Source organism: Rhizobium johnstonii 3841 (assembly GCF_000009265.1).
In the GTDB taxonomy this organism is placed as follows: domain Bacteria; phylum Pseudomonadota; class Alphaproteobacteria; order Rhizobiales; family Rhizobiaceae; genus Rhizobium; species Rhizobium acaciae.
On sequence record NC_008378.1, the window covers coordinates 630,377 to 656,714 of the forward strand.

Below are 26,338 nucleotides of genomic sequence, written 5' to 3' on the forward strand. Positions count from 1 at the left end.
TTGAAGTCTATGAGCCCGCTTGAAGATATCTCTGGCGAGCAGGTCTCGAATCTTCCGTCAATCACAAGTCTTGGCGCCATTGTGGTAGCGCATATGGTCCGCAGCCTGCGGTTCGGCGCGCTTAGAATCGCGCTGCTATCTGGGGCGGTGGTCGATAAAGTCGGCCCCGAGCCCGGGCCTGATGCAACGCTTAACATGGAGCGCTGGCGGGCGATCCGGCGTATGGTCACCGCCGGCGATATCGGCTTTGCGGAAGGCTATCTCGAAGAGGACTGGACGACCCCGGATCTGACAGCATTGATACGGCTGGCCGTCAAAAACGGCGATGCGCTGTCTCTGGCAATCGACGGCAATCAGGAAAGGTTCGACGCCTATCGCGGCAGCATCGACTTCATCCGGAAATATGTCTTTCCCGGTGGCTTTCTGCCATCAGATGAGGTGCTAAGGGCTGAAAAATCTGAAGCTGACCGAGATCGAGCATTTCGGCAAATCCTACGCCCGAACTCTGCGTGAATGGAGGGTACGTTTTCACGCGCGTTGGTCAGCGATCGCTGACCAAGGATTCGACGAGCGCTTTAAACGGCTCTGGAACTATTAGCCTAGTTACTGCGAGGCGGGCTTTGAGGAACGAAGCATCGATGTAGGCCTTTACACGATCGAACATGCTTGAATCGCACCTTAAGGAGAAACGGAATGAACCCGATGATGCCGATGGTCGTAGTTTTGGCTATTGGGGCTGCAAGCATGGCAGCGGCTGCTGACATCAACGGTCAGTGGGCGCGAGGAGACGGAAACGCAAAGGTGAAGATCGCACCGTGCGGTTCAGATGTCTGCGCTGTCAACACATGGATCAAGCCGGGGACGCCGAAGGAGAAGGAAGGCGACAAGCTTGTGATGTCGATAAGACCAGACGCCGAGGGTAGCTATTCGGGCACCGCTTTCGATCCGCAACGTGACATGAGCTACAAGCTGACGGTCACCGTCGATGGCAACAAGATGACCACGAAAGGCTGTGTGGTCGCTGGTTTGCTTTGCAAAGCTATCGACTGGACGCGCATTGACTGAGGTGCAGGATTTGTAATGAGAAAAAATGTGAAAACCTATATTGTCGCCTATCTTGCAACGCTGATCGTTTTCGTCGCGATTGATTTCGTCTGGCTTGGAAGCATGGCAGATCGCCTTTATCGCCCAACTTTGGGCGAAATGCTGGCCCCTGAATTCAGGCTGGCTCCGGCCGTCGCCTTTTACCTCATCTACGCGGCCGGACTGACGTTTCTGGCTGTCAGGACAGGCTTGATGTCTGGCTCCGTGGTCACGGCCGCTCTATACGGCGCCGCCGTTGGCTTTACAGCGTACGCAACCTACGACTTAACAAACCAGTCGACGCTTAAAAATTGGTCGACGACTCTAACGATGGCCGATTTGCTTTGGGGTAGCGCCTTATCGGCTGTTTCAGCTGGCGCGGCTTTTTGGATTACGCAGCGCGTTGTGGGAACACTGGATAAGACGTGATGAGGTTCCGTAGGGGATATGCTGACTTCGCATTGGCAGATGATCCGTCGCGTGTTCAAATTTTTCATGTCGCTTTTTTGATCCGCTCAGGTTCTCACGCGTAATCCACGTCATGAACATGCGATTACCGTTCCGATCCGGACTACGTCGAGGGACCCGTGCTAAGGCAGTCGCCTGGCACTTGCCGGGTTTGGAACGAAAGGTCGGCGCCTTGGAGGAAGAGAAGCAAAAATTGGATGCCGCACGGATCAATTCATTGATGTCGGCCGTGGGAAAGTCGCGCGACATCGACTCATTCGAAATTCTGTACAGGCACTTTTGCCCACGCGTCCGTTCTTACATGGCCCGTCTGACGAGAGGCAATCGCATACTCGCTGAGGAACTGACCCAGGAAACCATGATGCGCGTCTGGTATAAGGCGGCGCTGTTCGATTCATCAAAGGCGCAGGCATCGACCTGGATATTTGCGATTGCGAGAAATCAAATGATCGATGCTGCCCGCAAAGGTGCCCATCCCGAATTCGACGTTAACGACCCCGCATTTGTGCCAGATGAGATGGAAGCAGCGGACGTCAAGATTCAGCGGCAACAGAACGCGCAGGAGCTGCATAATGCGATGCTCACATTGAAACAGAAGTACGTGGAAGTCCTTCGGATGTCATTCTTCGACGGTCTGACCCACACAATGATAGCAGAAAGACTAAACCTCCCACTTGGAACGGTAAAATCGAGGATACGGCTTGCATGCGAGAAATTGCGGATGGCGATTCAGGACGATGCCAAATGATTGAACACCATCTGGATGACGACATGCTCCTGCACTACTCCGCCGGGACACTGGCGGAGGGTTGGAGCGTCGCAGTTGCGACCCACCTCGCACTTTGCCCGTTATGCCGCACGAATCTTGCGATGCTCGAAAACGTGGGGGGCTACTTTCTTGAATCCCAAGACGCAGGCAAAGACGATGTGACAGCAAGCTGGCAAAGCCTCCGAGCGAGGATTGAAGCTGGTGAGATCGAGAAAGTCGTGCCAATCAAGAAGCACACAGCCGCCAACAACACTTACCCCGAGCCACTGAGGTCTTATATCGAGCAAGCTGGCGGGTTGAAGTGGCGCAGACTGGGTCGCGGCGCAGCGCAGATGATTATACCGACCGACGACAATACGACGACCGTCCGATTGCTGAAGATTCCTGCCGGTCAGCCCGTTCCGGAACATTCCCACGAGGGCTCTGAACTGACGCTTGTTCTCGATGGCAGCTTCAGCGATGAAGTCTCGACGTTCGCGCGAGGCGACGTCGAAATGGCAGATGGCGATCTCATGCATCAGCCACGAGCCAGCGCCGGAAAAGACTGCATATGTCTTGCCGTCACTGACGCGCCTCTGCGCTTCAAAAGCAGGTTTGTGCGCTGGCTGCAACCTTTGTTGGGAATCTGATCGTCAATAGAAATCACGACGTCGAGAAGCACACAGAAGAGCGCCTTTGAGGTGCCGGGACGCTATGGCGTCCCGGCTTTCTATTGCAAGATCAGTCGGTTGATTTGTCTGGCGTTTCTTCGATACCTGACCGCCATCCGAGTTCCTCGCATAGCTTTTCTCCAGCCGTTATCCCTGTTCGGAGGTCTTGAAAGGGGCCTTCAAGAATTGTGGTTTCGCCACGAAAGACCACAATGACATTTTTGGTCACCGGATCGTAGAAAACCGTCATTCCATACTCATAATTCACGATCTGCTCCTTCCCTGACTTAACAGGGGCCGGCGGGCCGGCGCCGACCCCCTGCGGACCTCACTCGGGTCCGCATCAGCTCCTGGGGTGCGGAGCCGGTCCGATCGCGGGTAGGACTTCCGCTCGGAACGAATGTTTTACGTCAAACAGCTCCGGCAGATCAGAACCGTTTCAACTCTGTTGACGATACCAGCAATTTCATTTCGCGGCCGCCCATCGGGTACCGCATTGAGATGGGAGGAAACATCGAGGAGTCACTGAAGGCTAATGTCGCCTTGGTGAAGGTCTTCCGTTGATGATCGCGGCCATGTTGATCGTCATCAATACCAAGGTGCGCAGTCTGTCTACGATGACGATGGCAATGCTGTCCGCACCGCTTGGCCTTTCTGGGGTGGGCCCCACCTTGTTCTTGTTCAATCAGCCGTTCGGCCTCAACGCCATTCGGGTTGATAGGACTGGCCGGTATTTTGATGCGCAACACCCTGATCCTAACAGAGCAGATAAAGGAGAACCGGGCGGCAGGCCTTGTTGATTATCACCCGTCATCGAGGTGACGGTGCAGCGGACACGACCCGTGATCCTGACGGCTCTCGCGGCGATCCTCGCTTTCTTCCTCTGGCGCATTCTGTGTTCTGGGGGTCGATGGCCTATACGCCGATCGGCGAACGACCCCGTGATGATCCTGCTCTTCCTTCCTACCCTCTACGCTGTGTGGTTTCGGATCACACCACCCAAAGTAGACGGGAAAGCGCAAGCGATCGAACGTCAGGCGCAGCCGATGGCGCTCGCGGCGGAATAGGCGCCTTCGTGCCACGTACCATGATCCCGCGGGGCCGCTCGGGCACGGAAGTCGATATGTGGCGCCAACGTATACTCGATGTGGCGGAACAGCACTTTCGCCACATCGGTTTTCAGAAGACGACAGTGGCCGATATTGCGAAATGCCTGAAAATGAGCAGCGCGAATGTATACCGTTTTCCCCTCCAGGATGGCGATAAATGCCTCAATATCTCCCACTTTCAGACCGCCGATATCCGCAAGGCATCGCCCGCCGCCCGCCCGCCGATGTCCCTGGTTTCCTGAGGGGGATGTCTCCTGAGCGGACGCCTTCGGAGATCTCTCCGATATGCCAGGGAACCTGGGTGCTCAATGAGAGCAGGCAGAAGGTGATTGCTCAGGCTAAGGCGTGCCTACCAGTGCAGCGTTCAGGCCGATGGTTCCCTTATCGACCGCGTCGAGAATCGGTTGGTATTCATGCCGCCGCGTGCCATCCATCGCGGATATGGCGGTAGCCTTCGCGATAGACCGCTTCCGGTGTCTCGGAAAAGTCGCGCCAGACCTTTGTCGCGGCGGCGAGCTCCTTGAGCGCCCTGCCGAAGGCCTCGATTGTCAGCCACCCGTCGTAGCCGCTCGCGCGTAGCGCCCTAAACGTCTCCGCCCAGGGAATGTTGCCGCGCCCCGGTACGCCGCGGTCGTTCTCCGAAATGTGAACATGCACGATGCGGTTGCTGTTTCGCGTGAACGCGCCGATGGGGTCGGTCTCTTCGATATTGCTGTGGAACGTGTCGTACATGGCGCGGATATGCGGATGTCCGACCGCGTCGATATGGACCGCAAGATCGTCCATCGTGTTGAACAGGTAGCATTCGAAGCGGTTCAGCGCCTCAAGCCCGATCGTTACGCCGTGCTTTGCTGCATGATCGCCGATCGCGCGTTGTGAGGAAATCGAGCGCTTGAGTTCCGCCGCGCTCGGCCCGCTTCCTGAAAATTTGCCGAGCGTCGAATGCAGCGGCCCGCTCAGCATCGTTGCGCCCAGCGCATCGCTGCAGTCGATGGCCCATTTCATGTAGTCGATGCCGCGTCTGCGGGTCGCAGCGTCGGCGGCGATCAGGTTCATTTGCGGATCGCCCATGGCGGAAACGGCGGTCCGTTCCAGGCCGATCCGGTCCAGCATGTCTGCCAGCCGATGGTAGTCGTCGGGTGTGCCTGAAAAGATCGGGATCTCGACACCGTCAAACCCCGTATCCTTGATGTCGCGTAACAGTGCCTCGTGTTTCCGGCCGACACTTGTCGTCCAGAGGAACATGCACATGCCGATCTTCATCTCCCCTCCATTTGGCCCTGCTGCCACTGTGCGACGATTTCAACGCCCTATTACTTTTCCAGATCTGGTCATACCAAATCTTCGAATTTGGTCAAGCCAGTTAATTGCACGCTTGGGATGCCGGATTCGCGCCTAAGCGGGAAATGCAGGATTAAATATCGATCGTTTAAAGAGATATCGACCTTTTGGCCCCGTCTTGCAGAGGGTTAAGAATTGAGCTAGAGCTTTCAAATAACGAGAAGTGGCCAAACCAGATTGCCGAAGGCGGCGAGAGTGGCCAACGATAACATGACCTTTGCCGCCCGATTGGCGGTGAACCGAGCTGCACCTGTCTGGGAGGACCTCATGCATCTTTCGACACATAACTGGATGCGGGCCGAACCGCTCGCCGTCACGCTGAAGCGCATCAAGAAATATGGCTACGAAAGCATCGAGATATCCGGCGAGCCGGCGCAGTACGACGTCCACGAGACGCGCGCGCTGCTGAAGGAGCATGGCATCCGCTGCTGGGGCGCCGTTACGCTGACGCTCGGCGAGCGCAATCTTGCCGCCAGGGATGAAGGCCAGCGCGCCAGGTCAGTGGACTATGTCAAGAGCGTCATCACCATGGTCAGCGAACTCGATGGCGAGATCGTCACCCTGGTGCCGGCGACCGTCGGAAAGGTGGTGCCGGATGGCACCGAGGAGGAAGAGTGGACATGGGTGGTGGACGCTACCAAGGAGTGTTTTGCCCATGCCCAGAAGAGGGGCGTGCGCATTGCCGTCGAGCCGCTCAACCGCTTCGAGACCTATTTCTTCAACCGTGCCGCCCAAGCGCTGGCGCTCGCCGATGCCGTCAGCCCCGAATGCGGGGTTTGCCTTGATGCCTTCCACCTGAACATCGAGGAGGAAGACATGTATGAAGCGATCCGGCTCGCTGGAAAGCGCCTGTTCGATTTCCACGTCGCCGATAACAATCGGTTTGCCGCCGGCCTCGGCCAGCTCGACTGGCCGAAGATCATCGGCACGCTGAAGGAGATCGGGTACGACGGCGCCGTCACCAACGAATTCGTCGCTCCGGTCGACCGCACGCCGGCTTCAAAATATCCGGACATGGTCGAGCGCAACCCCGTCGACATTCCCCCGGAGCAGCTGAAATTTATCCAAGACCACGGCTCGAGCCTTCTCACTGAGAAGTTCTACGACGATCAGATGCGGATCACTGCCGAGACGATCCTGCCGCTGATCAAGTGACGAACGGAAAGACATATGCCCTGCGGCTCGCGGGCCGTGAGGGGCAGGGGATCCGAGACATGCGCATCAAGACCATAGAGGCCTGGTGGATTAAAATTCCCATCGAGGCGAACCGTCAGCACCGCAGCGACTTCGGCCGACTGACGACCTTCGATAGTGCGATCCTGCGGATCGAAACGGACGACGGCATCGTCGGCTGGGGAGAGGGCAAGAATGCCGCGGGCAGTGCGGGCACTTATGGCACGCTGGTACACATGCTCAATCACGAGATTGGGCCGAAGCTCATCGATCGCGATCCCGCCGACATCTCCACAATATGGGAGATGCTCTATAACGGCGTACGCCACGAGACGGCGGCGAGTTCGGGTCACGCCATGCCCGAGATCGCGCGGCGCGGCCTGTCCGTCGCGGCGATCAGCGCGGTCGACATAGCGCTCTGGGACATTCTCGGCAAGTCGCTCGGCGTCCCCGTCTGGAAGCTGCTGGGTGGGCGCAAGGCGGACAGGTTGCCCGCCTATGCCTCGGGCGGTTGGGAGAGCGTGGACCGGATCGGCGAACAGCTCCGGTCCTATGTCGCGGCCGGTGGTTTCAAGTCGGTCAAGATGCGCGTCGGCGCGATGGATCGTGCGCTGCATGTCTCGGCATCGCGCGTGCGGGCGGCTCGCAAGGCAATCGGCCCCGACGTCGACCTGATGGTCGATGCGCACGGCACCTATACTGTTGCCGAGGCAAAGCGCTTCATCCAGATGGTCGCCGATTGCGACCTCGCCTGGTTCGAGGAGCCGGTGATAGCGGATGACAAGCCGGGCATGGCGGAGGTGCGCGCGGCTGGGAACGTGCCGATCGCTGCGGGCGAGAGCGAGGCGACGCGTTTTGCCTTCCGAGATCTTGCCATGCTTCGGGCCGCCGACATATTCCAGCCGGATCCCGCCTTCTGCGGCGGCATTACGGAGGCGATGCGCATCAGTTCGCTCGCCAGCGCCTTCAACCTCCGTTTCGCGCCGCATCTTTGGGCCGGCGCGCCCTGCTTCTTCTCCGGCCTGCACTTGTGCGCCGCTTCCCCGGCAAGCTTCATCATCGAATATTCGCTCGGCGCCAATCCGATGATCCACGATCTTGTCGAGGACACTGTGTCGGTGAAAGACGGTATGGTAGAGATCCCGGACAGGCCTGGCCTCGGCTTCACGATCAATCAGCGGGTCCTGGAGACTCACGCGCAAAGACAGTGACGATGAAAGAAAATTCCCTCCTCTCCGATCTCGCGGCCCATCTTTTCTCGAACTCGAGCGGCAACGGCCGTACGCCTTCGGAGCGAGAGCTTGCGGAGCATTTCGGCGTCAGTCGGGGCCAAATTCGTGAGGCACTGGCCATTCTGGAGGCCATGCGCATCGTCGAGCGCCGGGCCAAGTCGGGCATCTATCTGACGACCACGGAGGCGAGCGTGGAGGCAATGGCGCTTTTTGCCCGCGCCGGCGTGCCGCTTGATCCTATCCTGATCTACGAGACCGTGGAGCTTCGCAAGATCCATGAGATCAAGGCCGCGGAGCTCGCCTGCGATCGGGCGACGGAGGAGAATTACCAGCACTTGCGCGATATCCTCGCGGCGTCGGAGGCGAAGCTTGCCGCCGGCGAGGGGCTGGCGCGCGAGGACCGAGATTTTCATTTGGAGATCGTCCGGGCCACCAAGAACAGCGTCTTCCATCGGGTGTGCAGCGTCTATTACGTCATGGGCGAGCACCGCCTGCCGATCTATTTTGCCGACGCCGCCCGCAGCCGGCGCTCGCATGAGGAACATATCCGCATCTACGAGGCGCTGCTTGCCCGAGACGGCAATCTGGCCCAGGCGCTGATGAGCGCACATCTTCAAGGTGCGGAAAGCTATTGGAAGGGTCTCATCGGTGGTCCAGCGACGTCAGCCGGATAGGCGCAACCGGCGGGAGGGCCGATGAGCTTCATCTTTTCCACACATCCCCTGCACCCTGCGGCCAAGTCCATGCTTGAGGCTGCGGGTGATCTGCGCGTCGCTTCCGCGCCCGATCCCGAAACGTTGCTTAGAGAAGGCCGCGGCGCGGGCATCGTCGTCGTACGCGCGCCGATCCCGCCGGCCTTCTTCGAGGATGCGCCGGCGCTTCGCGCTGCGATCCGCCATGGCGCCGGGCTCGATATGGTGCCGTTGGATGCGGCGACCCGCGCCGGCGTGCTTGTCGCCAACGTCCCGGGCGCCAATGCCTCGACTGTCGCCGAGCACGTCTTCCTCGTGACACTGGCCCTGCTTCGGCGCTTTCGCGCGATGGACCGCGACCTGCGTCAGAGCGGCTGGGCGGCGGGCCGCGCCCAATCGGACACGGCCGTCGACCTCGCCGGCCGCACCATGGGCATCATCGGAATGGGCAATGTCGGCAAGGCGATCTTGAAGATCGCGAAGTTCGGTTTCGGCCTGGAGGTGGTCGCCACGAGCCGGTCGCCGGAAAGCGTGCCGGACGGCGTGCGTTTCCTGAAGATCGATGAGCTTGTGGCGACGGCCGACATCGTGTTGCTCTGCTGCCCGCTGACGCCGGAGACGACCGGCTTGCTCAATGCCGGTCGCATCGGGCGCATGAAGCCCACGGCCATTCTGGTCAACGTCTCGCGCGGCCCCGTCATCGACGATGCGGCGTTGATCGAGGCGCTGCGCGATGGTCGCATCGGCGGAGCCGCGCTCGACGTCTTCGCAACGCAGCCGCTGCCGCTCGACCATCCCTATTTCGGCTTTGACAACGTCATCGTCACGCCGCATCTCGCTGGTCTGACGGAAGAGAGCATGATGCGCATGGGAACAGGCGCGGCGAGCGAAGCCCTGCGCGTCATCAAGGGCGACTTGCCCGTCAATTTGCGCAATCCCGAAGTGGTAGAACACTACCGCCGGCGCTTTCCCGCATAGCGCCTCGTCGCGACAACTCGAAATGCTCACTGCCCCTGCCGTGCCGCCGAGACCGCTGGCATCCTTCGGACCGATCAGGTCAGCCCGCGTGCCGCAGGCTTACACCGCTTCCGGCGTCAAACAGCACGACCTTTTCCGGATTCCACGAAAAGCGAACCGTATCCTCGATCCGAAGCGCCGTCTGTGTCGGCACGGTCGCGTGGATGAACTTCTCGCCGGTGCGCAGCGTCACGATCTTTTCGACGCCATGGTTCTCCACGTCGTGGACCCGTGCTTCGCCGGGCGCGCCGCTGTCGAGAAAAATGTCTTCGGGACGGATGCCGAAGGTGAGCGGGCGACCGTCTGTCGCGATCCCGTGTCCGTTGCCGAGGGGCAGCCGATAGCCCTCGCTGGCCACTGCCTCGCCGCCGGCGAGCGTGCCGGCGATCAGGTTCATCGGCGGCGAGCCGACCGCGCGCGCGACGAAGGTGTTGACCGGGTTTCCGTAGATCTCCTGCGGCGTACCCGTCTGCACCAGTTGACCATTGTTCAGTACGCCAATCTTGTCGCCCATCGACATGGCCTCTATCTGGTCGTGAGTGACGAAAAGGAAGGTCGCGCCGAGGTTCATCTGCAGGTTTTTCAGCTCGGTGCGAAGTGCCTCGCGAAGCTTCGCGTCGAGCGCCGAAAGCGGTTCGTCCATCAAGAAGACCCGCGGTTTGCGCACGATGGCCCGGCCGATCGATACGCGCTGCATCTCGCCTCCCGACAGCCGGTCCGTCTTGCGGTCGAGCAGATGTTCGATGCGCAGAGTCTTGGCAACGCGGTCGACGCGCTCCTTGATTTCTCCGGGTTCAACGCGGCGGATACGGGACTTCAATGGAAATTCCAGGTTTTCCCGCACCGTATAGCGCGGGTAAAGCGAATATTGCTGGAGCACCAGGGCCACGTCGCGCTCGGCGGCACCCCAGTCGGCGACGTCCTGCCCGTCGATGAAGATCTGGCCTGCGGTCGGCTTCTCGAGACCGGCGATCAGGCGCAGCGTCGTCGTCTTGCCGGCGCCGGTCTGTCCGAGCAACACGAAGAACTCGCCGTCAGCAATGTCGATGTTCAGGTTTTTCAGCGCCGTGTGGCTGCCGAAGGTCTTGGTGATGCCCTTGAGTTCGATATGCGCCATCAGAGTCTGATCCCCAGCGACGAGCCGGTCGCGGTGTTGAAGAAATGTGCCTGGGCGGGGTCGATGCGTGCCCAGACGGCTTCGCCGGGACCAGGCACGAAACCGCTCTTGGTGCGTGCCCTGATCATCTGGTGGCCGACCTTCAGGTCCACGATGTCGTGCGAGCCGAGAGGCTCGATGATATGCGCCTCGACCGGCATGAAACCCTCGCGGGCCTCGCGTGAAACAAGCACGCCCTCAGGCCGGACCCCGAGTGTCAGCTTGCCGTTCTCGGCCCTTGCGTCAGAGAGGCGGTTGGCCAGCACGGCGGGGAACTCGAAGCCCGTCGTCCCGTCGCCGACCTGCACGCTGGTATGGCTGCCCGTTTCGCTGACGGTCGCCGGCGCCATGTTCATGACCGGGCTTCCGACGAACTGGGCGACGAACGTGTTGGCGGGTTGCGCATAAACCTCTTCCGGCGTGCCGACCTGCTGAAGGATGCCCTCGTGCATGATGACGATGCGGTCGGCGAGCGACATGGCCTCCACCTGGTCATGCGTCACGTAGATGGTGGTTGAACCCTGCTTGATATGCAGGCGCTTGATTTCCGCCCGCATCTCCTCGCGCAGTTTCGCGTCGAGCGCACCGATCGGCTCGTCCATCAGCATGGCCTTTGGCCGTCGCACCAGCGCGCGGCCGATTGCGACCCGCTGCATGTCGCCGCCTGACAGCGCCGAAGGCTTGCGGGCCAGCAGACCGGTGATGCGCAGCACACCGGCGATCTCGCGGACCGACGCATCGACATCGGCACGGCTCATCCGGGTAGCGCGGAGCGGGAAGGCGATGTTCTCGTAGACCGTCATGTGCGGATAGAGCGAGAAGGATTGGAACACCATGGCGATGTCCCTGCCGGATGCCTTGATATGCTGCACCGGCTGACCGTCGATCAGAATGTCGCCGTCGTCGATCGTTTCCAGCCCCGCGACGGCGCGCAATGTCGTCGTCTTTCCGCAGCCCGATTGTCCAAGCAGCACGATGAATTCATTGTCGGCGATGGCGAGATTAAGGTCTTTGATGACCTGGACGGCACCGAAATATTTCTGGATCCCGAGAAGTTCTATCTGCGTCATGAATGGCTGCCTTCGTCTGGTTGCGCGTCCCGCGGGATTTTGGTCGTCACCATGAAGGCAATCAGTCCGACGAGCGTCATCGTCATGCCGTAGCGATGCAAAAACAGGTTCCAGGGCTGGCAGAGCGCGATGATGCCGAGGATCATCAGATACTGCGAAGCGGGTTCGAGATATTTCTGGTTTAAGGCGCGGAAGGTCATTTGCGGATCGCTCCGAAGCTCATGCCGCGCAGGAGATGGTTCCTGAGCAGGAAGGTGAAGATGGCGACCGGTAGCAGGAACAGGAACGTGCCGGCGGCAATGACCGTCCAATCCGGCAGGCCTGAGCCGACCTGGCTCGGAATGAAGGGGGGAGCGGTTTGCGCGCGCCGGTTCGTCATGATCAGCGCAAATGCATATTCGTTCCAGGCCGTGATGAAGCAGAAAACCGCGGTCGCGGCGATGCCGGTCGCCGCTTCCGGAATGACGATCTTGAAAAATGCCTCCATCCGCGTGTAGCCGTCGACGAGCGCGGCCTCCTCGTATTCCTTCGGGATCTCGTCGATAAAGCCCTTCATCAGCCAGACGGAGAAGGAAAGGTTGAAGGCCGTGTAGAGGATGATGAGGCCCCAATGCGTGTCGTTGAGACCGACGACACGGTACATGAGGAACATCGGGATCGCCACGACGACGGGCGGCAGCATGCGCGTCGACAGGATGAAGAAGAGAAGGTCCGCCTCCCCCTTCACTTTGAAGCGCGAGAAGCCATAGGCTGTGAAGGTCCCCATGCCGACAGCCAGCACCGTGGACGTGATGGCGACGATCAGCGAGTTCATGAAGCGGTTCGGATAGCCGGAGGGCTGCACCTCGCCGCGGCCGGAGCGAACGATCTTCTCGCCGCCGTCGAACACCATCCGCTCCCACCAGGGCGCGGCGGCATATTCTTCAGGAGTAGGCGCCCCGCGCAGTTGCGAGCGCTTGGTGAAGAGCTTCACGAAGGGCGAGAGTTCCGGCTCGAAGAGCACCGTCGGCGGAATGGTGGTGGCGAGGTTGCGCGGCTTGAAGGCCGTCGAGGTGATCCAGTAGATCGGCGCCAGGAAGATCAGCGTGATGACCAGTACGGCGGCGATCGCCACCCGGTTCAGCGCGCGTTCGGAGCGGGTTTGGACGGCAGCCATCTCAGCGCTCCTTCACTTTGTTGAGGTACTTCACGTAGATGTTGGTGATGGCGAGAACCATGACGAGCACGATGTAGGCGAGTGCGCAGGAGCGCCCCGTCTGCCATTCCTGGAAGGCCATCTTGTAGAGCCGGATGGAGATCACCTCGGTCGTCGGTTGGCTGGTCAGGATGTAGGCGAGGTCGAAGGTCTTGAAGGCCTCCATCGTACGGAAGATGATTGCGATCATCAGGATCGGCGCCACCAGCGGCAGCGTGATGCGGAAGAAGGTATAGAACGGCCCCGCCCGGTCGATCGCCGCTGCCTCGTAGAGATGCTTCGGCACGGCCGAAAGGCCGGCAAGCGACAGCAGCATCACGAAGGGCGACCACATCCAGATGTCCGTGATTGCGACCGCATAGAGCGCCATGTCCGGATTCGACAGCCACTCGAAGGAGCCGAGGCCGAGTGCGTAGTTGATGATGCCGAAGGACGGGTCGTAGAGCAGCTTCCAGAAGAGGCCGACCACGGCCATCGAGAGCATCATCGGCAGCAGCAGCAGCGTCGTCAGAAGACCCTTCAGCGGGATATCGCGGTTGAGCAGCATCGCGGTGCCGAAGCCGACGATCACCTGCCCCGTCACAGAGACGATCACATATTTCGCGGTAATGGCGAAATTCGACCAGATGAAAGGATCGTTCAGCAACTCGCGGTAGTTCTGCAGACCGACGAAGTTGGCCGGCGCGTTCGACGAAGCGCGAAAGTCGGTGAAGGAATAGCCGAGCGAATAGATCAGCGGAAAGATGTTGAAGACGATCAGGAACAGGATCGTCGGAATGATGAAGAGATTGCGTATCCGGATGTCGCTCATGCCGCGAGATGCGGCACGCGATTTCGTGTCCAGCGATGTCATGACTGCGGTGGCCAATCCTCTCCTCCTCCGAGAGTTCGGCGCGCCGGATGCCGGAATGGCATCACGATGCGCGAAGTTGATGCCGGGCGCCGCGCCCTCTCGAGCCGCGCCTTCGGCGCGGAGATGCAGAATGAAATGGGAGGGGCCGCGGCCCCTCCACTGAGCGCGCTTGCTACTTGTGGCGTCCGTATTTCGCGAACGTCGCGTTCCAGTCCGCTGCCAGGGATTCGAGCGCTTCCTTCGCCGTGCCTTGGCCGGCGGTGACGAAGGGATAAATGCGCTGGTTCATCTGGATCAGCAGTTCGGCATATTCAGGCGTTGCCCAGAAGTCCTTCACCTTGAACATCGTCTCGTAGAAGGCCTTGTTATAGGGTGTCGCGTTCTGAAACTCCGGCGATTCAAGCACCTTGGCGCTTGCCGTGTAGCCGCCGAGTTCGGCCCACCGCTTCTGGGTCTCGTCCTTGATGAACCATTCGAGGAATTTCATCGCCTCTTCCTGGTTTTTTGAGTATGAGATGACCGATATGCCTTGGCCGCCGAGCGCTGCGAATTGCTCGCCGTTCGGGCCTGCCGGATTGGCAAAGAAGCCGGTAACCTTGGCGTTCGGGTTGGATGCCTCGTTCACCAGGGCCGGGAAGAAGGCGAAGTAGTTCATGCTCATCGCCGCCAGGTTCTCGGTGATCGCCTGGTTGTTCTCGACGAAGAAGGACTTGGCCCAGCCCGGAGGTGTAAAGCCGTAGAGCTCGCGATAAAGCTCGAGCGCCTTGACGTTCTTCTCGGAATTGATGATGCCGTCGACCTTGTAGCTCTGGTAGTCGCCGAGTTCGCCCCCAAACGAGAAGATCGCGTTCTCGACACCCATGACGAGGCCGTCATAAGAGTTGTCGGTGTAGATGGCGATTCCGTATCGCTTCTGGTCTGGACGGTGGAAGAACTCGGCGATGTCACGCATCTCTGCCCATGTCTTCGGCGGGGCGAGGTCGTAGCCGTATTTGGCCTTGAACGCCTCCATCTCCTTGGGATCTTCGAACCAGTCTTTGCGGTAGGACCAGCCGACGGCGTCGCCTTCGGCCGGAATTGACCAGTATTTTTTCGAGTTCGACGGATATTCGGCGTAGTATTTCACTGTTGCCGGGGCCATCACCTGGGTCAGATTGTGCTTGGTGAAGAAGTCGGTCAGATCGACGTAATGGCCGGCTTCTGACGCTGCCCCGATCCACTGGCTGTCGCCGACGACCATGTCATAGGCTGAACCCTTGGCGTTGAACTCGGTGAAGGCCTTGGTCTGGAAGTCGGCCCATGGTGTGGTCTCGACCGTGACCTTGACGCCGGTTTGAGCCTCGTATTCGTTGGCGAGTTCCTGAAGGTAGTTTGCCGGGTCCCACTCGGCCCAGAAGATGGTCAGTTCCTGGGCCTGTGCGGATGTTCCGCAGGCCCACATCAATCCGACACCGGCCAACAGACCGGTCATAGTTTTGCGCATAACGTTTCCTCCCATTTATGCACGCTTCCCGCTTCATCGCGGGCCTCCCGATCTGGCTTCCCGATCCTCCTGGGTGGTGTTCGTGCTGGGGTCCTCCTCGACCCCTAGCACGTTTCAGATCTCAAGCCTGAATGTCATTACCTTGATCTGGTATTACCAAATGCCATTATCGTCAAGCGCAACCTCGGAGAGCTTTCATCAAAGGCTCGTCTTCAGGCTTTCGACGTCTTTCCCCCGCTTTTGCGGGCCTGCCGACGCAGTCTTGTCGGTCCGTCTCACATTCATCATCGCCGATCCAGACCACAATACAAGAATATATTACCGGCATTGGTCTAACCAGTTGGTGCGCCAAGTCTGGGCACGCCACGTCATGCCTCGCTCCCTGCCTGCCGTAATGCGGTATCGACTAGCGCCTTGGCCGCCCACTCGGCAACAGACTGCGCGCCCTCCGAGGTCAGGCCCCAGATATCCTTCAATACGATCAGCACCTCGACGCCGAAGACAAGCGAAAGAGCCTGTGCAAGGCGTTCCCGGGATTCGGGCGGCAATGTGCCCTGCAGGGGGGCAGTCACGCTCTTCAGCAGGTCGATCCGGTGGCCGCGCTTGAACAGCGGCTCGTTGCCGAGCGTGCCGGCCTGGCGCTGCGCCCACTGGTCCAGCGAAAGTTTCAGCGCCGCCTTGAAGGTGGCCTCGAACTCGTCGATGCGCGGCATCGCGGTCGCCAAGAGGTCGGCAACGCGGGTGCGTGCATCCGGACTGTCGGACGACCAACTGAGTATCGGCCCCAGAGCCTCATCCACCACGGCATGCACGAGCGCGGCCTGGCTCGGAAAGTAACGATAGGCCGTCGCCCGCGACACTTCGGCAGCCTCGGCGACTTCACTTACCGACGGAGTGATGCCGGACTGCATGAGCCGCGTTGCCGTTTCGAGCATCAGTTTTCGCGTTCGGGCACGCGGGCCTCGCTCGGTCCTGGCTGTTTCGTTCTGTTGACGTGAGACATCCATGTCTTTATGATACGCACGTCTCACAATTTTGCAAGGGCCCGTCGCTTTGCCCCGAACGTGAGATATGCCGGGAGGAAATCCACCCGGTCGCGGAGGGGAAATGAAGCAGATCTACGTGGTCGGCACGGCCGACACGAAGGGCGAGGAGCTTGCGTATCTGGCCGCTTGCATCGAAGCGGCGGGCGGGGGTGTTGTCCGCGTCGACGTCGGCATAGGCGAGCCTGCGACCGCCGTCGATGTGAAGGCCGACGCAGTGGCGGCGTGCCATCCGGACGGGGCGGAAGCCGTTCTTGCCAGCGGGGACCGCGGAACGGCGGTCGAGGCGATGGGCGTTGCCTTCGCGCGCTTCCTCGTGGAGCGCCGGGACATCGCCGGCGTCATCGGTATCGGTGGGGGCGGGGGCACTTCGATCATCACCGCAGGCATGCGCCAATTGCCGCTCGGTCTGCCAAAGATCATGGTCTCGACGCTCGCATCCGGCGACGTCGCTCCCTATGTCGATGTTTCCGACATCGTGATGATGCCCTCGGTCACGGACATGGCGGGCCTGAACCGGCTGAGCCGCGTCATCCTTCACAACGCCGCCCAGGCGATCACCGCCATGGCCAGCCGGCCGGCTGAGGTGACGGCATCGAAACCGGCCCTCGGGCTTACCATGTTCGGCGTTACCACACCTGCCGTATCCGCCATGGTCGAGCGCCTCCGAGCGGACTATGATTGCCTGGTCTTCCACGCCACAGGCACGGGTGGGCGGGCGATGGAGAAGCTTGCCGACAGCGAACTGGTCTCAGGCGTGCTCGACATCACGACGACCGAGGTCTGCGACCTGCTTTTTGGCGGCGTCCTGCCTGCCACCTCGGACCGTTTTGGCGCCATTGCTCGCACGGGCTTGCCCTATGTCGGCTCGGTCGGTGCGCTGGACATGGTGAACTTCTGGGCGCCGGAGACCGTCCCGGAGCGTTATGCCGGCCGGCTTTTTTACCGCCACAACCCGAACGTCACCTTGATGCGCACGACGCCGGCCGAATGTGCGCAGATTGGCCGCTGGATCGGCGACAAGCTCAATCTCTGCCACGGCCCCCTACGCTTCCTCATTCCCGAAAAGGGCGTTTCGGCCCTCGACATCGAAGGCGGTCCGTTCTTCGATCCGCAAGCCGACGCCGCGCTTTTTGCCGCGCTCGAGGCGACGGTGAAGCCGACGGCATCGCGACGTATTATTCGCCTGCCGCTCCATATCAACGACCCGCACTTCGCCGAGGCCGCCGTCGCGGCCTATCGTGAGATCGCCAACCCCTGAGAGACAAATCGATGCCAGCCATACCGCGCAAGACCATCCTCGAAAAATTTCACGGCATGATCGCAGCCGGCGTGCCGATCGTCGGCGGCGGCGCCGGCACCGGCATCTCCGCCAAGGCCGAGGAGGCTGGCGGCATCGACCTCATCATTATCTACAATTCCGGGCGCTACCGCATGGCGGGGCGCGGTTCGGCGGCCGGACTGCTGGCCTATGGCAATGCCAACGAGATCGTCAAGGACATGGCGCTTGAAGTGTTGCCGGTCGTGAAAAAGACGCCGGTTCTCGCCGGCGTCAACGGCACGGACCCCTTCGTGCTGATGCCGCGCTTCCTCGCCGACCTCAAGGCAATGGGCTTTTCCGGCGTACAGAACTTCCCCACAATCGGCCTCTTCGATGGCCGGATGCGGCAGAGTTTCGAGGAGACCGGCATGAGCTACAATCTGGAGGTCGAGATGATCGCCACCGCCCACGGGCTCGACCTGCTGACGACACCCTATGTCTTCAACGAGAGCGAGGCTGTCGCCATGACCGTCGCCGGCGCCGACATCATCGTGGCGCATATGGGCGTGACGACCGGCGGCACGATCGGGGCCACCTCCGGCAAGTCCCTCGATGACTGCGTCGATGAGATCACCGCGATCACCAAGGCGGCACGTTCCGTGCGCGACGATGTCATCGTGCTCTGCCATGGCGGCCCGATCTCCATGCCGGAGGATGCGCGCTACGTTCTCGAGCGTTGCCCTGGCTGCCACGGCTTTTATGGCGCAAGCTCGATGGAGCGCCTGCCGGCAGAGGCGGCAATCCGCAAGCAGACGGAAGATTTCAAGGCGCTCGCGATCGGCGCGGTCGTCTGAGGAAGGATGTGGAGGAGGCGGTTTCATGGTAAAGGACAAGTACTTCATCTATCCGAAGGATGTGAGCGCCTTCGGCTTCGACTGGGGCAAGCTGTCGCTGACTGTGGCGCCCGAGGTCAACGGCGCCAGCCGGTTTTCCGGCGGTGTCGTCGAACTGCCGAGCGGCGAGGGCCATTCCCGCCACAATCATCCTGGCGCGGAGGAAATCATTTTTGTGATTTCCGGCGAGGGCGAGCAGATGGTCGAGGACGAGACGGGTAATCCGATCACGCGGAAGGTCGCCAGCGGCTGCACGATATATGTTCCGGAAAGCCGCTTTCATTCGACGAAGAACACCGGCGACGGGCAGATGCTCCTCTTCGTGGTCTACTCACCGGCGGGGCCGGAGCTTGCGCTTCGCGATTTGCCGGACTTCCGCCTGCTGCCGCCAGGCTTCTGAGGCGACGCATCCATTTTCTGGGAGGAAAGACAATGAACGACAATGCAGGGCAAACAAGGCAGGCCGCCGTGACGCCGTTCGATACGGCCAAGCTCGACCGTCTCATGGAGGAAGCCGGTATCGACGTCGTCGTCGCCACCTCCAAACACAATACGCAATATCTCATGGGCGGTTATAAGTTCATCTTCTTCGCCGCCATGGATGCGATCGGGCATAGCCGGTACCTGCCGATGGTGATTTATGAAAAAGGCGCGCCCGATCACTCCGCCTATGTGGGCAACCGCATGGAGGGCGCAGAGCACCAGAACAATCCATTCTGGACGCCCGCCGTGCATACGGCGACCTGGGGCACGCAGGATGCCGCCGGGCTCGCCGTCGAGCACCTGAAGAAAATCGGCAAGACCGGTGGGCGCATCGGTATCGAGCCAGCCTTCCTGCCATCCGACGCCCGCGACCTGCTTGCCTCTCGGCTGGATGGCGCTCGATTTGTCGATGCCACGCATGTGTTGGAGCGGTTAAGGGCCGTCAAGACGCCGGATGAACTGGCAAAGCTGAGACGCGCCTCCGAATTGATTACCGACTCTATGCTGGCGACGATCGCGGCGGCCCGCGCCGGCTCGACGAAGTTGGAGATCATCGAGCAGCTGCGCCGGGAGGAAACGAACCGCGGCCTGCACTTCGAATATTGCCTGCTGACCCTTGGCTCCAGCCACAACCGCGCGGGCTCGCCGCAAGCCTGGGTCGAGGGCGAGATTCTGTCGATCGATTCCGGCGGCAACTATCACGGCTATATCGGTGACCTCTGCCGCATGGGTGTGCTCGGCGAGCCGGATACGGAGCTGGAAGACCTTCTGGCCGAAGTCGAATGCATCCAGCAAGCGGCCTTCGCCAAGGTCAGGGCTGGGGCTGCGGGCAGGGAGATGATCGTGGCAGCGGAGGCCGAGCTCAAGGCCTCGCCGTCGGCGGCCTTCACCGACTTTTTCTGCCATGGTATGGGCCTCATCCCCCACGAAGCGCCTTTCCTCATGACGAACCACCCCGTCACCTATGATGGCATCGATGCCGACAAGCCGCTGGAAGCCGGGAGTGTGATCTCGGTCGAGACGACGATGCTTCACCCAAAGCGCGGATTCATCAAGCTGGAGGATACGCTTGCCATCACCGATGGCGGCTATGAAATGTTCGGCGACCGTGGCCGCGGCTGGAACCGCGGCGGAGCGTAATTGCAGGCCCAACCGCAAACAAGGCCCGGCGGATGTAACCTGCCGGGCCTCTTGTTCCTTGGTGCCGTCGTCTCAGGTGTGGTGGATCTCCGTTCCCAGCACCTTCAGGCATTCGCGGATAAAGGCGGCGAGCGCCGTCCAGCCCTTGGCTGAAACCATCGTGCCATCGACATAGGCTTCGGTTGGCGAGAGGTCGATATAGGTCCCGCCCGCCAGGGTGACCTCCGGTTCGCAGGCCCCAAGCGCACCCACCTTCTTGCCGCGAACGACACCGTCGACCGCGATCAGGATCTGGACCCCGTGGCAGATGGTGAAAATCGGCTTCTTCTTCTCGTGGAAATGACGCACCATTGCCTGCACCCGCTTGTCGGTGCGGATATATTCCGGTCCACGCCCGCCCGCGCAGTAGACGGCATGATACTGGTCGAGCTGGTTCTCGGCCTCGGAAAACGTCTTGTTGATGGTGACGTTGTGCCCGAGTTTTTCGGTGTAGGTCTGGTCTCCCTCGAAATCGTGCAGCGACGTCCTGAGGATGTCGCCGGCCTTCTTGTCCGGGCACACGACGTGCACAGTGTGGCCGACCGCCTCCATCGCCTGCTGATAGACGAAGATTTCGTACTCCTCGGTGAAATCGCCGGTGAGCATCAGGATTTTCTTGCCTGGCATGGGTTCTCCTCCTCGTTGTCAGGTCGGGCAGGTCCTTGCCCGGCGCGGTTGCTCAGATTTCGTCGAATGCCGGCAACAGCCGGTCGCGCGAATGTTCGATATGAATGCGCATTGCGTTCGCAGCCGCGCCCGGGTCGCGCGCCGCAAAGGCATCGAGCAGCGTCTGATGCTCGGCGAGCGCCTCCTCGGTGACGCGGCGATGGAACATCAGGCGGAAGATATGGAAATGCGTGTGCTGGAATGTCAGCATCTCGCGGATCAACTCGTTGCCGGCAAATTCCATGATTCGGTCGTGAAAGATGGCGTCCTGGCGAGCGAAGGCCGAATAGTTCGCTCGTTCGTCCCTGTTGTCGCTGCGTGTCATCACGCCCGCGGCCTCGGTGAGAATGGCCAGCTTTTCGTCATTCATCGCCTCGGCTGCCTTCGCAGCGCCGGCGGGTTCCAGCAGCAGGCGCAGTTCATAGAGCTCGTCGAAGCGGTGGCGCGTGATCTGCGGCGCGGCACGATAGCCAACGAGATGCTGCTTGACGACGAGGCCTTCGCCTTCAAGCCGGCCGAGGGCTTCGCGGATCGGCGTATGGGAGACGTTGAACTCCTTGACCAGGTTGTCGACCGTGATGCGCGTCCCCGGTGCAATCTTCAACGACATGAGCTGGTTGAAAATTGCCTCGTAGACGTCGCCCGCCAGGCTGTTGGCGCGCGGTATCTGGGTTGTGCCCGTTGAGGGTTCCTTCGGTCTCGTCGAAATCATCTGCTGCCTTGCCTCTTGACAGGTTCAATCGCTAGCACGATGCTGCGGCCAAGACAATCCTATATCCTATACGATTTAATATAGGGAGGAAAAATCATGCGCGTATCCGAAACGGCAGCGCTTGCGCTTGCCACCCGCCTGCTGGAAGAGCATGGCGCACCGCGTGACCATGCGGCCCTGCAGGCTCGCGTCCTGGTAACGGCGGAGATGAAGGGGCACCCCTCGCATGGCCTGTACCGGCTTCCGCGGCTGGTCGAACGGATCGAGCGCGGGGTCATTGACCCGCAGACGAAGGGCACCCAGCGCTGGCGCGCGGATGCGGTGCTGGAGGTGGAGGGTTCGTCGGGATTTGGCCCCGTCGTCGCCATGGCCGCGATCGAGCGGCTAGCGCCTCACATTCCGGATCTTGGCATCGGCCTTGTCGCCGTGCGCAATGCCAACCATCTCGGCATGCTTGCGCAGTATGTGGAGGCCATCGCCGCAATGGGTTTCGTCGGCATCGCGCTCTCGTCGAGCGAGGCGCTGGTCCATCCCTTCGGCGGTACCCGGGCCATGCTCGGCACCAATCCCATCGCCATCGCCGTGCCCACGGCCGAGGAACCGCTCGTGCTCGACCTGGCCACCAGCCTCGTGCCGATGGGCAGGATCCATCATCACGCGGCGACCGGCAGACCCATTCCCGAGGGATGGGCGCGCGATGCGGCCGGCAACCCGACGACCGATCCGGGGCGTGCGAAGGCCGGCGCGATTGCGCCCTTCGGCGACGCGAAGGGCTACGGGCTCGGCATAGCCATGGAGCTGCTGGTGGCAGCTCTTGCCGGCTCGGCGCTCGCGCCGGATGTGCGCGGCACGCTCGACAGCCAGTCGCCATGCAACAAGGGCGACGTCTTCATCTTGATCGAGCCCAGTCTGGCGCCGGGACTGCCGGCGCGACTGTCGACCTATCTCGATGCCGTGCGCGGTTCACCACCCGCCGGCGCTGGCGAACCGGTTCTCGTCCCGGGCGATCGTGCCCGCCGGCGGCGGGCGGCGGCGAGCCGCAACGGGTTCGAGATCGACCAGCGCCTCTGGGAAGACCTCAACGCGCTTTCGCGCCCTCGCATTCTGGCCTTCGAGGGACAAGGATCATGAGCCTCTTTGCCGCCCTGAGGCTGCCGCAGGAAATCCTGTTTGGCGTCGGCCAGCGCCATGCGCTCGCGAGCGTCGCCAGCAGAACCGGCCGGCGCGCACTCGTCTGCACGGATGCGCGTTTTGCCGCAACACCGGTCTTCGCGGAGATGATCGCCGCGCTCGAAGCAGCCGGCATTGTCGTGCTGGTGCATGACCAGACGCTGCCGGACGTGCCGCAAGATACGGTCGCGGTTTGCGTTGAGGCCGCACGCGGTTTTGAGCCCGATATGGTGATCGGCATCGGCGGCGGCAGCTGTCTCGACATGGCGAAATGCGCTTCGCTCCTGCTCGCTCACGGCGGCGCGCTCGCCGATTATTACGGTGAGTTCAAGGTGCCGGCGCCCGTTCTGCCGGTCATCGCCGTGCCGACGACGGCAGGCACGGGCTCCGAGGTGACGCCGGTCGCGGTTGTTTCCGATCCTGACCGTATCCTGAAGGTTGGCATTTCCAGCCCATATCTCATCGCCGCAGCGGCGATCTGCGACCCGGAACTGACCTTGTCCTGCCCGCCTGGGCTTACGGCGATTGCCGGTGCGGATGCGTTGACGCATGCCATCGAAGCCTTCACGGCCATGCGCCGCCCCGGCGATCCTGAACTCGCGCAGCAGCATGTCTTCGTCGGCAAGAGCGATCTCTCCGACCAGTTCGCGCTGCATGCCATCCGGCTCCTCAGCCGGAGCTTGGAAAAGGCCTTCGTCGACGGCTCCGACATCGATGCGCGCGCCGATGTGATGATGGGCGCGCTCGCAGCCGGCTGCGCCTTCGGAACGGCGGGCACCGCTGCGGCCCATGCCGTGCAATATCCGGTCGGTGCCTTGACCCATACGCCGCACGGCCTCGGGGTTGCGACCATGCTGCCCTATGTGATGACATATAATCGCCGCATCGCGAGCGCGGACATCGCCATTGTCGGTAGGGCGCTCGGCCTCGATCCGACCGGAGTGGAAGACGACGCAACGGTTGCCGATGCCGCGATCGGCGAGGTGAGCCGCCTCTTCGCCGCGATCGGCATCGCGCCGACACTTGCCGGGCTCGGCCTGCCGGAAGACAGGATCGACTGGGCCGCGGAGCAGGCGCTCGGCATCGGCCGGCTGATCAAGAACAATCCCCGCTCCTTCGATGCGGCCGCCATGCGCGGCTTGGTACGTGCCGCCTATGACGGCGACCTGGCCGCTTCCGCCCTCTGACCTGGGAAACCATCATGAACCTCAACCAGCATTCTCCGCATCCAGACCACGATTCCTTCGAGCTCAGCGCGTTCTCCCGCGGCCTCTATATTGGCGGCGCCTGGCGGCCTGCGGCGGGCGAGGCTCGGATCGAGGTGATCGACCCCTCGACCGAGGCGGTCATAACCGCCGTGCCGGATGCGACCCTTGCGGATGCGGCAGCGGCCGTGGAGGCTGCCGCACGCGCCGCGGAAAGCTGGCGCGAGACTCCGCCGAGAAAGCGTTCCGAGATCCTGCGCCGCTGCTTCGAACTTATGGTGGAGCGCTCCGAAACGATTGCCAGGCTCATTTCGCTCGAGAATGGGAAGGCGTTGCGCGACGCGCGCGGCGAGGTGGCCTATGCGGCGGAGTTCTTTCGGTGGAACGCCGAGGAGGCGGTGCGCATCTCTGGTGAGTTCGGCCTTGCCCCGGCCGGCGGAAACCGCATCGTCGTCGATTACCAGCCTATCGGCATCTGCGTTCTCATCACACCGTGGAATTTCCCGGCCGCGATGGCGACCCGCAAGATCGCTCCTGCCCTTGCCGCAGGCTGCACCGTCATCCTGAAGCCGGCGAGCGAGACGCCGCTGACGGCCTATGCACTTGCGGCTCTCTACGAGGAGGCTGGCGTGCCGCCGGGCGTCGTGAACGTGATGACAACATCGACGCCAGGCCCCGTCATCGCCGCGATGCTGGCCGACCCGCGCGTGCGAAAACTTTCCTTCACAGGCTCGACGGGCGTCGGCCGCACGCTTCTGGCGGAAGCGGCGAAAAATGTCATCTCCTGTTCCATGGAACTCGGCGGAAACGCGCCGTTCATCGTTTTTGACGATGCGGACATTGACGCGGCGATCGAGGGTTTGATGGTCGCGAAAATGCGCAATGCGGGTGAGGCCTGCACGGCTGCAAACCGCATTTATGTCCAGTCCGGTATCCACGATGCTTTCGCCGAAAAATTTACCCGACGCATGGCTGCCCTCAACGTAGGCCCGGGTGCGGATACGGATACGGAATGCGGGCCGATGATCACGCGCAAGGCGGTGGAGAAGATCGAGCGCCTTGTTACCGACGCCATTTCGCGCGGCGCGCGCGCCCTCTGCGGCGGACGAACATTGGCAGACCGCGGCTTTTTTTATCCGCCGACGGTGCTTGTCGATGTTTCCCCGGCCTCCGACATGGGTTGCGAGGAGATTTTCGGTCCCGTCGCGCCGCTCTACCGTTTCGAGAGCGAGGCCGAGGTCATCGCTGCCGCCAACGATACGGAATATGGCCTCGCCGCCTACATCTATACCCGCGACATTGGCCGCGGCATGCGCGTCGCCTCCAAGGTCGAGGCCGGCATGATCGCGCTTAATCGTGGACTGGTCTCCGATCCCGCCGCTCCCTTTGGCGGTGTGAAACAGAGCGGCCTTGGACGTGAAGGAGGGCAGCATCACGGTATCGCGGAGTTCATGGAAGCCAAGTACATTGCGACAAGTTTCTGAGGGAGGAACCTGTGGCCGCCGATCCGTTCCGCATTCGTGACCATGTCGCAGATTTCGACGCGATCGTCGGCGATATCCGTGCTCGTAGCCTTGCAACGCGGCGCACTGTCGCCATGGAGGCCAACATCGCCTATGGGGCTGGGCCTGGCGAGACGCTCGATATCTTCCTGCCAAACAGTGCCGGCTCGGACATGCCGATCCACATGTTCATCCATGGCGGCTATTGGCGGATGTTTTCCAAGGAGGACTATTCCTGCGTCGCTGAGACCATCACCGGCGCTGGCGCGGTCGCAGCCATCGTCGATTATTCCTTGATGCCCACGGCGAGAATGGACGTCCTGGTTGGTCAGGTCCTGAAAGCCAAGGCTTTCCTGCTGGCGCATGCCGATCGTTTTGGCGCCACGTCAAAGCGGTTTTCCGTCAGCGGCCACTCCGCCGGTGCACATCTTGCAACCTTTCTCTTCCATCGCTCGCCAGCGCCTTCGGGCGTAGTTGCTGCTTTCCTGCTTGGCGGGCTATACGATCTCGAACCCTTGCAGACGTCTTTCCTGCGGGACGAGATCGCCTTGAGCGACGAGGAGGTGCGACGGTTTACGCCCATGCATCACGAGCACGATCCAGCAACGCGTGTCGCTATCATGACCGGCGAACTGGAAACTGATCCGTTCAAAATCCAGGCAAACGCGTTCAGGGACATTCTTGCCGCCCAAGGGCTTGAGGTGCGGGCATCGAAGGTCACAGACGGCAATCACATGAGCACGGTACGCGATCTCGCCGTCGCTGGCACGCCTGCGGCGGCAGCATTGCGCGCCTTGATTGCCAATAATGCCGGTGAGGAACCGAAGCGATACACCTTCCCTTGACCGCCGGTTTTTCGTGAATCGAAGTGTGATGCATCGGCTCCTATGGCCGGTACCAAGTCGTGCCGATCCGCGTCGTCGAACGTCGCGC

General features: G+C 61.4%; 30 protein-coding genes and 1 pseudogene. 20 read left to right on the top strand and 11 right to left on the bottom strand.

From position 1 onward, the window contains the following. Positions 1-9: 9 nt before the first annotated feature. The 6 genes from RL_RS35790 to RL_RS35810 all read left to right on the top strand — a co-directional run bounded on the left by RL_RS35790 (position 10) and on the right by RL_RS35810 (position 2,949). Entirely contained in the window at positions 10-513 is a 504-nt protein-coding gene (locus RL_RS35790; RefSeq protein ID WP_011649338.1) for a hypothetical protein, read from the top strand. After that, positions 506-598, top strand: coding sequence for a hypothetical protein (locus RL_RS40950; RefSeq protein WP_244432427.1), 93 nt, complete (start codon positions 506-508; stop codon positions 596-598). The genes RL_RS35790 and RL_RS40950 overlap by 8 nt, the downstream gene beginning before the upstream one ends. A 104-nt stretch (positions 599-702) precedes the next feature. Next, complete coding sequence (locus RL_RS35795) at positions 703-1,065, top strand: DUF2147 domain-containing protein (protein WP_028742909.1); 363 nt, start codon at positions 703-705, stop codon at positions 1,063-1,065. A gap of 27 nt (positions 1,066-1,092) precedes the next feature. Next, entirely contained in the window at positions 1,093-1,512 is a 420-nt protein-coding gene (locus RL_RS35800) for a DUF2177 family protein (RefSeq protein ID WP_041937058.1), read from the top strand. Between the two features lie 211 nt (positions 1,513-1,723). Beyond that, positions 1,724-2,299, top strand: coding sequence for a sigma-70 family RNA polymerase sigma factor (locus tag RL_RS35805; RefSeq protein ID WP_011649341.1), 576 nt, complete (start codon positions 1,724-1,726; stop codon positions 2,297-2,299). Further along, entirely contained in the window at positions 2,296-2,949 is a 654-nt protein-coding gene (locus RL_RS35810; RefSeq protein ID WP_011649342.1) for a ChrR family anti-sigma-E factor, read from the top strand. The genes RL_RS35805 and RL_RS35810 overlap by 4 nt, the downstream gene beginning before the upstream one ends. 91 nt (positions 2,950-3,040) lie before the next feature. On the opposite strand, the gene RL_RS38845 is transcribed toward RL_RS35810, so the two are convergent. After that, positions 3,041-3,238, bottom strand: coding sequence for a hypothetical protein (locus RL_RS38845; protein WP_011649343.1), 198 nt, complete (start codon positions 3,236-3,238; stop codon positions 3,041-3,043). A gap of 212 nt (positions 3,239-3,450) precedes the next feature. Here RL_RS38845 and RL_RS39620 point away from each other — a divergent pair. Together RL_RS39620 and RL_RS39625 are read left to right on the top strand one after the other, a co-directional pair. After that, positions 3,451-4,037 (top strand): annotated as a pseudogene (locus RL_RS39620) (efflux RND transporter permease subunit); the annotation flags it as partial. 56 nt (positions 4,038-4,093) lie between these two features. Continuing rightward, positions 4,094-4,321 (top strand): TetR/AcrR family transcriptional regulator, encoded by a 228-nt coding sequence (locus RL_RS39625; RefSeq protein ID WP_041937019.1) that lies wholly within the window; start codon positions 4,094-4,096, stop codon positions 4,319-4,321. Positions 4,322-4,490: 169 nt separating this feature from the next. On the opposite strand, the gene RL_RS35830 is transcribed toward RL_RS39625, so the two are convergent. Beyond that, entirely contained in the window at positions 4,491-5,342 is an 852-nt protein-coding gene (locus RL_RS35830) for a sugar phosphate isomerase/epimerase family protein (protein WP_041937020.1), read from the bottom strand. 345 nt (positions 5,343-5,687) lie between these two features. Between RL_RS35830 and RL_RS35835 the strand changes: the two genes are divergently transcribed. The 4 genes from RL_RS35835 to RL_RS35850 are packed head-to-tail and all read left to right on the top strand — an operon-like array spanning position 5,688 to position 9,495. Next, positions 5,688-6,575 (top strand): sugar phosphate isomerase/epimerase family protein, encoded by an 888-nt coding sequence (locus RL_RS35835; protein WP_011649346.1) that lies wholly within the window; start codon positions 5,688-5,690, stop codon positions 6,573-6,575. Between the two features lie 59 nt (positions 6,576-6,634). Further along, positions 6,635-7,804, top strand: a complete 1,170-nt coding sequence (locus RL_RS35840) for a mandelate racemase/muconate lactonizing enzyme family protein (RefSeq protein ID WP_041937021.1) — start codon at positions 6,635-6,637, stop codon at positions 7,802-7,804. A gap of 2 nt (positions 7,805-7,806) precedes the next feature. Beyond that, positions 7,807-8,499, top strand: coding sequence for a FadR/GntR family transcriptional regulator (locus RL_RS35845; RefSeq protein WP_086935639.1), 693 nt, complete (start codon positions 7,807-7,809; stop codon positions 8,497-8,499). 21 nt (positions 8,500-8,520) lie between these two features. Then, entirely contained in the window at positions 8,521-9,495 is a 975-nt protein-coding gene (locus tag RL_RS35850; protein ID WP_011649349.1) for a hydroxyacid dehydrogenase, read from the top strand. A 79-nt stretch (positions 9,496-9,574) separates the two neighbouring features. On the opposite strand, the gene RL_RS35855 is transcribed toward RL_RS35850, so the two are convergent. From RL_RS35855 to RL_RS35885, 7 genes are all read right to left on the bottom strand, one after another. Further along, a complete protein-coding gene (locus RL_RS35855) occupies positions 9,575-10,651 on the bottom strand; it encodes an ABC transporter ATP-binding protein (protein ID WP_011649350.1) in 1,077 nt (358 codons plus the stop codon). Beyond that, on the bottom strand, positions 10,651-11,760 hold the full coding sequence (locus tag RL_RS35860) for an ABC transporter ATP-binding protein (protein ID WP_011649351.1): 1,110 nt from the start codon (positions 11,758-11,760) through the stop codon (positions 10,651-10,653). Before RL_RS35860 ends, RL_RS35855 begins: the two co-directional genes overlap by 1 nt. Further along, positions 11,757-11,960 carry a hypothetical protein gene (locus tag RL_RS35865; RefSeq protein WP_003549717.1) on the bottom strand — a complete coding sequence of 68 codons (204 nt, stop codon included), beginning with the start codon at positions 11,958-11,960 and terminating at the stop codon, positions 11,757-11,759. The genes RL_RS35860 and RL_RS35865 overlap by 4 nt, the downstream gene beginning before the upstream one ends. Continuing rightward, on the bottom strand, positions 11,957-12,916 hold the full coding sequence (locus RL_RS35870) for a carbohydrate ABC transporter permease (RefSeq protein WP_003549729.1): 960 nt from the start codon (positions 12,914-12,916) through the stop codon (positions 11,957-11,959). The genes RL_RS35865 and RL_RS35870 overlap by 4 nt, the downstream gene beginning before the upstream one ends. Before the next feature lies 1 nt (position 12,917). Continuing rightward, the gene (locus RL_RS35875; RefSeq protein WP_003549731.1) at positions 12,918-13,823 is read right to left on the bottom strand and encodes a carbohydrate ABC transporter permease; all 906 of its coding nucleotides are present in this window, start codon (positions 13,821-13,823) and stop codon (positions 12,918-12,920) included. Between the two features lie 157 nt (positions 13,824-13,980). After that, positions 13,981-15,291, bottom strand: a complete 1,311-nt coding sequence (locus RL_RS35880) for an ABC transporter substrate-binding protein (RefSeq protein ID WP_011649352.1) — start codon at positions 15,289-15,291, stop codon at positions 13,981-13,983. Positions 15,292-15,659: 368 nt separating this feature from the next. Further along, positions 15,660-16,298, bottom strand: coding sequence for a TetR/AcrR family transcriptional regulator (locus RL_RS35885; protein ID WP_011649353.1), 639 nt, complete (start codon positions 16,296-16,298; stop codon positions 15,660-15,662). A 100-nt stretch (positions 16,299-16,398) separates the two neighbouring features. Between RL_RS35885 and RL_RS35890 the strand changes: the two genes are divergently transcribed. The 4 genes from RL_RS35890 to RL_RS35905 are packed head-to-tail and all read left to right on the top strand — an operon-like array spanning position 16,399 to position 20,111. Beyond that, a complete protein-coding gene (locus RL_RS35890) occupies positions 16,399-17,595 on the top strand; it encodes a Tm-1-like ATP-binding domain-containing protein (protein ID WP_011649354.1) in 1,197 nt (398 codons plus the stop codon). Positions 17,596-17,606: 11 nt separating this feature from the next. Continuing rightward, a complete protein-coding gene (locus RL_RS35895; protein WP_011649355.1) occupies positions 17,607-18,449 on the top strand; it encodes a phosphoenolpyruvate hydrolase family protein in 843 nt (280 codons plus the stop codon). Between the two features lie 25 nt (positions 18,450-18,474). After that, entirely contained in the window at positions 18,475-18,888 is a 414-nt protein-coding gene (locus tag RL_RS35900) for a cupin domain-containing protein (protein WP_011649356.1), read from the top strand. Between the two features lie 32 nt (positions 18,889-18,920). Continuing rightward, positions 18,921-20,111 (top strand): M24 family metallopeptidase, encoded by a 1,191-nt coding sequence (locus tag RL_RS35905; protein ID WP_011649357.1) that lies wholly within the window; start codon positions 18,921-18,923, stop codon positions 20,109-20,111. 72 nt (positions 20,112-20,183) lie between these two features. On the opposite strand, the gene RL_RS35910 is transcribed toward RL_RS35905, so the two are convergent. Both RL_RS35910 and RL_RS35915 read right to left on the bottom strand, forming a co-directional pair. Next, positions 20,184-20,777 carry a DJ-1/PfpI family protein gene (locus tag RL_RS35910; RefSeq protein ID WP_011649358.1) on the bottom strand — a complete coding sequence of 198 codons (594 nt, stop codon included), beginning with the start codon at positions 20,775-20,777 and terminating at the stop codon, positions 20,184-20,186. 52 nt (positions 20,778-20,829) lie between these two features. Further along, positions 20,830-21,528, bottom strand: a complete 699-nt coding sequence (locus RL_RS35915; RefSeq protein ID WP_011649359.1) for a GntR family transcriptional regulator — start codon at positions 21,526-21,528, stop codon at positions 20,830-20,832. Between the two features lie 96 nt (positions 21,529-21,624). On the opposite strand from RL_RS35915, the gene RL_RS35920 reads away from it, so the two are divergent. Genes RL_RS35920 through RL_RS35935 form a run of 4 tightly spaced genes read left to right on the top strand, consistent with a single transcriptional unit; the run spans position 21,625 to position 26,250 of the window. After that, positions 21,625-22,659, top strand: coding sequence for an Ldh family oxidoreductase (locus RL_RS35920; protein ID WP_011649360.1), 1,035 nt, complete (start codon positions 21,625-21,627; stop codon positions 22,657-22,659). Next, positions 22,656-23,885, top strand: a complete 1,230-nt coding sequence (locus RL_RS35925) for an iron-containing alcohol dehydrogenase (RefSeq protein ID WP_011649361.1) — start codon at positions 22,656-22,658, stop codon at positions 23,883-23,885. Before RL_RS35920 ends, RL_RS35925 begins: the two co-directional genes overlap by 4 nt. 14 nt (positions 23,886-23,899) lie before the next feature. Further along, complete coding sequence (locus RL_RS35930) at positions 23,900-25,387, top strand: NAD-dependent succinate-semialdehyde dehydrogenase (protein ID WP_011649362.1); 1,488 nt, start codon at positions 23,900-23,902, stop codon at positions 25,385-25,387. An 11-nt stretch (positions 25,388-25,398) separates the two neighbouring features. After that, positions 25,399-26,250 carry an alpha/beta hydrolase gene (locus RL_RS35935; RefSeq protein ID WP_011649363.1) on the top strand — a complete coding sequence of 284 codons (852 nt, stop codon included), beginning with the start codon at positions 25,399-25,401 and terminating at the stop codon, positions 26,248-26,250. Positions 26,251-26,338: the final 88 nt, after the last annotated feature.